Source organism: Streptomyces poriferorum (genome assembly GCF_019399235.1).
Classification (GTDB): domain Bacteria; phylum Actinomycetota; class Actinomycetes; order Streptomycetales; family Streptomycetaceae; genus Streptomyces; species Streptomyces poriferorum.
Map to the genome: position 1 here is coordinate 1 of NZ_JAELVH010000410.1, position 5887 is coordinate 5887.

The 5887-nt window shown below is 68.2% G+C and carries 5 protein-coding genes; 4 read left to right on the forward strand and 1 reads right to left on the reverse strand.

Annotation, left to right across the window (positions count from 1 at the left end; translation table 11 throughout):
• Nucleotides 1–92: 92 nt before the first annotated feature.
• The 4 genes from JGS39_RS37135 to JGS39_RS37150 all read left to right on the forward strand — a co-directional run bounded on the left by JGS39_RS37135 (nucleotide 93) and on the right by JGS39_RS37150 (nucleotide 4553).
• A complete protein-coding gene (locus tag JGS39_RS37135; RefSeq protein WP_219574183.1) occupies nucleotides 93–1907 on the forward strand; it encodes an alpha/beta hydrolase in 1815 nt (604 codons plus the stop codon).
• Between the two features lie 101 nt (nucleotides 1908–2008).
• Nucleotides 2009–2464 (forward strand): hypothetical protein, encoded by a 456-nt coding sequence (locus tag JGS39_RS37140; RefSeq protein ID WP_219574184.1) that lies wholly within the window; start codon nucleotides 2009–2011, stop codon nucleotides 2462–2464.
• A 96-nt stretch (nucleotides 2465–2560) separates the two neighbouring features.
• Nucleotides 2561–3553, forward strand: a complete 993-nt coding sequence (locus JGS39_RS37145) for a C40 family peptidase (RefSeq protein ID WP_219574185.1) — start codon at nucleotides 2561–2563, stop codon at nucleotides 3551–3553.
• A 268-nt stretch (nucleotides 3554–3821) separates the two neighbouring features.
• Nucleotides 3822–4553, forward strand: a complete 732-nt coding sequence (locus tag JGS39_RS37150; RefSeq protein ID WP_219574186.1) for a phosphatase PAP2 family protein — start codon at nucleotides 3822–3824, stop codon at nucleotides 4551–4553.
• A 71-nt stretch (nucleotides 4554–4624) separates the two neighbouring features.
• Here the strand turns inward: JGS39_RS37150 and JGS39_RS37155 are convergent.
• A partial coding sequence (locus tag JGS39_RS37155; RefSeq protein ID WP_219574187.1) for an FAD-binding oxidoreductase occupies nucleotides 4625–5887 on the reverse strand: 1263 nt, incomplete at its 5' end.

A 5887-nucleotide genomic window follows, 5' to 3' on the forward strand; every position in this document is an offset into this window, starting at 1 on the left:
GTGCGCCTCGCCACGGGCGCGAAGGATGACTTCACGGTCTCGTTCGTCTCGCCCTTCGCGCCCGTGGCGAGGCGCACGGTGGGGGTCGAGCGATGACGGCGGGGGCGGGGTCCTCCGAGCTGACCTGGGCGCAGTTACGGGACCTGAACTGCTCCGAGCTGGAGGGTGCGGCCGACGGCTGGGGCAAGGCGAGCAATCGGGCCGATGCCGGGCGGGACCGGATCGAGAAGCAGCTGCTGAACGGTTTGCGCGAGACGCAGCAGGGCGCGGCGGCGGACGCGGCGGTGGGCCGGTTACGACAGCTGAGCCGGAACCTTCAGTACGTGTACACGGAGTGCGGCCTCGTCCGTACGACGCTGAACAGCCTGGCCCACGAGATGAAGGCTCAGCAACGAGTGCTGCGGGAGGCGTTGGAGGACGCGCAGGCGCTGAGGTTCACCGTGCACGCGGACGGGTCGGTGACGTATCCGGAGGCGGGGGAGGGCCTGGTCGCCGGGAAGCCGTTGGCGGGCGGAACGGCGTCGGCGAAGGGTGCGCCGGGGCTGCTGCCGCCGTCGGGGCTGGTGGCCCCGAACCCCAACACGGCCAAGGCGCAGGACATCGCGGACCGGGTGGCGAAGGCGGTACGGGCGGCGGCCGAGGTCGACTGGCGGTTCGCCAGGATCCTGCGGAAGCTGAAGGCCGAGGAGGGCCTGAAGGTCCCGGACCGGACGTGGACGGACGCGGCGGGCGACGCGGCGGTGGTCCGGGACGTGGCTGGGGGGTACCTGAGGTCGCGCATCCCGTACGACGCAAGTCCGGCGGCCCGACGGGAGTGGTGGGCGGGCCTGACGGACGAACAGCGCGAGGAGTACCTCGCGGTGTACCCGGACCAGATCGGCAACCTGGACGGCATCCCGGCCCTGGTCCGCGACACGGCGAACCGCGACAACCTGCAGCTGCTGATCGGCAAGCTGGAGGGGCGGGACGGCGAGCGGGCGGAGACGCAGTTGGCGGGGCTGCGGGAGATTGACCGGCAGTTGCAGGCGGGGCGCCGACCTGGCGAGCCGCCCATGTACTTATTGGGCATCGGGGATGAGGGAAATGGGCGAGCGATTGTTTCTTTTGGCAACCCTGACGCGGCAAAGAACGTCGCAACGTATGTTCCAGGGTTGAACACATCGCTGGACAAGGAGTTCGCGGAGGGTGACCTGAAGCGGGCACGCGACACGGCGATCGGTGCTAGATACTACGACTCTTCGAGTGCCGCGATTGTGTGGCTTGGGTATGACGCACCTCAGTCACCAGATGGATGGAACGGCCTCGACGTTATGGGGGATGACCGTGCCGAAAAAGGTGGGAACTCCTTCCGCCAGTTTATGGGCGGATTGTCATCCACGAACGAGAACGACGATCCGCATATGACAGCGATCGGTCACTCGTACGGCTCTCGGACAGTTGGTGCCGCTACGCAGCATGGGGGTGGTCTTCCAGGGGTTGATGACATTGTCTTGGTAGGTAGCCCTGGGGTCGGTGTGGATCACGCGGAGGACCTCGGGGTGGGCAAGGAGCACGTATTCGTCGGCGCGGCGGAGAACGATGTTGTGACCAAGCTTCCGTCGAAGCAACAGAGCGCAGTAGGCGTTGCTGTTCTGGCCGCCACGGGGCCTGCCGGTGCGCATCTTCTTGGCGAGGCTGCAGATCGGAGCGATGACGATCTCTGGTTCGGACGGGACCCCGCGAGCAGATCCTTTGGTGCGCGACGCTTTCAGGTTGATGAGGGGCCCCGGTTGATCAGCTCGGAGGGGGCGTCGATTGATGCGCACTCTCGCTACTTCGACCCGAATAGGGATGCCGTTTCAGCGAATAACATCGCGCTTATTTCGGCTGGGCGCCCGGAGAAAATCAAGACTGAGGAGCATCGATGAGGTGTAGGTTCGGCAGGGTTGTAATCATGCTGATCTCATGCGTCTTCGCCGTCTCATGTGTAAGTGCTGACAGGGAGTCGAGTGATAGGGGTGAGGGTCGCATGGATATGCAAGAGGCTGCCGAACATGCTGATGGCATTCTTGACGCGGTCTTCGCCGAGATTCGGCCGGGAGTCCAGTGGACCCATGGACCGACCACTGCGGGTGTTTGTGACGTGACCCGTAGGCGGGTTGTGATGACCATTGTCTCTGCAGAGCGTCGCGGAAGCCTCCTGGGACTGGTTGATCGATTCTGGCGGAGGAGCCATTACAGGATTAAGGCGGTCAACGATGATCCGGAGGTGCCAGCCATCTTTGCGCAGACGAAGGACGGCTTTGGGGTGAGCCTGATCGTTGGAGGTGCGGGGCAATTCTTCTTCGAAGTTGACAGTCCATGCGTCCGCCAGGCAGAGGTGGCTGACCCGGTGGCCAAGCCGAGTGGTCCGAGCTACGCGGCAGCCGAAGTGATCCCCCGCCCCAACGTCCACTCCGACTTCTGGTCCACCGGCGCGTCCTGATGGCCCATCAGTGACCCCGATGACTCGTACACACCGTCGAAAACACCCATGAACCCCTCCCCGATAGGGGATGGTTGAGGGGTGCGGAAATACTGGATGGCAGGTGGGATCGGCGCCGGCGTCGCCATGCTCTTCGTGGCGCTGCTCGTCGTCGGTACGTACTCCGCCGCCGCCGGCCTCACCGGCGGCGGGGGTGGGGCCGTGGCGTTGGCCAAGGGGGCTGTGCCGGCCAAGTACCAGCCTCTTGTGCAGAAGTGGGGCAACCTCTGCCCTGCCATCAACCCCGCCCTCCTTGCCGCCCAGCTCTATCAGGAGAGCGGCTGGAATCCGCGTGCGCAGAGTCCGGCCGCCGCTCAGGGCATCGCGCAGTTCATCCCGGGCACCTGGGCCTCGCACGGGCTCGACGGGGACAACGACGGGGACCGGGACGTCTGGGATCCCGCTGATGCGATTCCGTCCGCCGCCTCGTACGACTGCGAGCTGGCCGGGTACGTGAAGAAGGTGCCGGGGGACCCGACCGACAACATGCTGGCCGCCTACAACGCAGGGGCGTACCGGGTCATCAAGTCCGGCGGGGTCCCCGCCATCGCGGAGACCCAGAACTACGTCAAGATCATCCGGACCCTGGAGAAGAGCTTCGCCCGGCCCGTCGGACGGGTGCAGCCGTCTCAGCAGGCGGCGGGTGCAATCTACTTCGCCCAGAAGAAGCTCGGGACGAAGTACCTCTGGGGCGGTAACGGCACCCCGGAGCAGGGCGGCCGGTTCGACTGTTCGGGGCTGACCCAGGCCGCGTACCGGACCGTCGACATCGAGCTGCCACGTGTGGCGAACGACCAGTACAACGCCGGGCCGCACCCCTCGCGCGACGAGCTGCTCCCCGGGGACCTGGTGTTCTTCTCCGACGACCTGGCCAACTCGCGGGCCATTCACCACGTCGGCCTGTACGTGGGGGGCGGGTACATGATCAACGCCCCGTACACCGGTGCCGTCATCCGGTTCGACAAGATCGACACGCCCGACTACTTCGGTGCGACCCGCGTCACCAAGGACGGTGCCGCGGCCCTTCCGACCGCGCAGCCGGCGGCCTGACGTGAGGGCGTCGGTGGCCGGAACTCTCTGTGAAGCCTGGGCCCTGAGCTGCGACGATGAGTCACTCTTCGATAACGTCATGGTGATCATTCGGTAGAGAGTGGAACGTACGCACGGGACGCGTCGTTCTCTGGTTGGACCGGGGCCGCAGCCACTGACCTAGCGTCGCCCCGACGCACGTAAGTGACCGAACCGAATACGGGGGTTCGTCATAGCGGCGCACATGGGTGTGTGCCGCAGCAGCAGACAAGGCAAGGGGCCGCGGCAGATGGCTGGACTCGCACTGGATGGGTCGAACCCCGATGTCAGCCTGCTCTACGACATCAACGGGCTCGCGAAGTCCGCTCCCACCTGGTTCGACCGGGTCATGGAGTTCGTCGGTGAGTACGGAATCATGCTCGGCATGGTCCTGGTGGTCCTGTGGTGCTGGTGGAGTGTCCGCCGGTGCGGCACGGCCGAGGATTCGGTGAGTGCGGTCGCCGGGCTCGTCTGGGCACCGCTCGCGGCCGGGATCGCCCTGCTGATCAACATCCCGATCCGTGGATTCGTGGAACGGCCGCGTCCGTTCAAGGACCACCAGGGTCTCGACGTCCTGGTGGACGGGAAGAACGACTTCTCCTTCGTCAGTGACCACGCCACCATGGCGATGGCCCTCGGCGTCGGGCTCTTCGTGGCGAACCGGAAGTTCGGCATCGCGGCGATCGCGCTCGCCCTGCTGGAAGGGTTCTGCCGGATCTACATGGGCGTTCACTACCCGACCGACGTCATCGGCGGCTTCGCGCTCGGCACGGCCGCCGCGCTGCTCCTCGCGCCGCTCGCCATGATGCTGCTGACCCCCCTGGTGGGCGCCGTCTCACGGTCGGGCCGGCTGGGCAGGCTGGTCAGGTCGCGCAGCCCGCTCGCGGCGGCTGCCGGGGACGGTGGCGAGGCGCTCGGGATTCCCGAGCCGCGCCCCGGTTCGGGCGGCGGCTCGGAAGGCGAGAAGGGGCTGGCCGCCTAGCGCGGTGTGAAGCGCGGTGCGGGGGCGCGGTCTGAGGCAGATCGCGCCCCGCGTCCCCCGCGCCCCGCACGTCACAGTGATTGCGGGTACGTGAAGAACCCCTCCGGGTCGTACTGCTTCTTCACCTCGTCGAGCCGGGCGAGGGCCGAGCCGTAGTAGGCCTCGCGCCAGTCCGTCAGGGCCGGGTCCGCGTAGTTCTGGTAGGCCGCCCCCGAGGCGTAAGGGCGCAGCGCCGCATGGGTGTCTTTCAGCCACTTCTGCTGAGCGGTGCCGCCCGTCCCCGCGCGCCACGCCCCGATGTACTGGGCGAGCATCCGCGAACCGCGGTGGACGAACGCGGTGGACCGCGGGTCGATCCGGTTGATCGCGCCGCCCAGCGCGGTGAGGGCGACCGAGCCGCCGCCGCCCTGGTCCGCGGGGAGCCGGGTGAAGGCCTCGGTCCGGTCGAGCAGGGTCCGGACGCCCTCCGGAGGCAGCGAGCGGTCGTAGAAGTCGGACGCCGCCGCATACGTCTCGCGCTGGAGCGAACCCTGCGGATCGCGGCCCGGTGTGGTGCCGGGCAGGTGGCACTGGGCGTCCGTGATGCCGGAGCAGCCCGCGTACACGAGCATCGCCTCCTGGTAGCTGCGGCGGCGCAGCGAGACGGACGACGCGGAGGCGCCGATGCGGTCGGCGAGGCGGTCGACGGCGTTCTGCAGGTCGCCGTACGTGCCGAGGCTGAACGCGGACACCGACACCGTCGGGTTGCCGCTGCCCGGGCCCGCCGCGACGTGTGCGGCGGACCAGATCTCGTCGGGCTGCTCCGGGCCCCACTCCTGCCAGGCCGTCACCACGGCCCGGGCGCGCGACCACGGCCACGACATGTACGCGGCGACGGTCTGCGGGGCGGGGCGGGTACGGAAGCGGAGCTCGGTGACGACGCCGAAGTTGCCGTTGCCCGCGCCGCGCAGCGCCCAGAACAGATCGGGGTGGTGCTTGGCGTCGGTGGTGAGCGTCCTGCCGTCGGCGGTGACGAGCGTCGCGCCCGTGAGGCTGTCGCACGTCAGGCCGTACGCGCGCGAGGCGACGCCGTGACCGCCGCCGAGGGTCAGGCCGGATATGCCGACCGTGGGGCAGGAGCCGCCGGGGACGGTCAGGCCGTGCGCGGCGAGGCCCTGGTAGACGTCGAGGAGCCGGGCTCCCGCGCCGATCGTGCCGTCGCGGTCGACGCTGTTGAGTGACGAGACGTCAACGACCAGCCGTCCGTTGCCGCTCGACCAGCCGCCGTAGGAGTGTCCGCCGCTGCGGATGGCGACGGGTACGGAGCCGCGCCGGGCGAAGGCCAGGCACTCGCG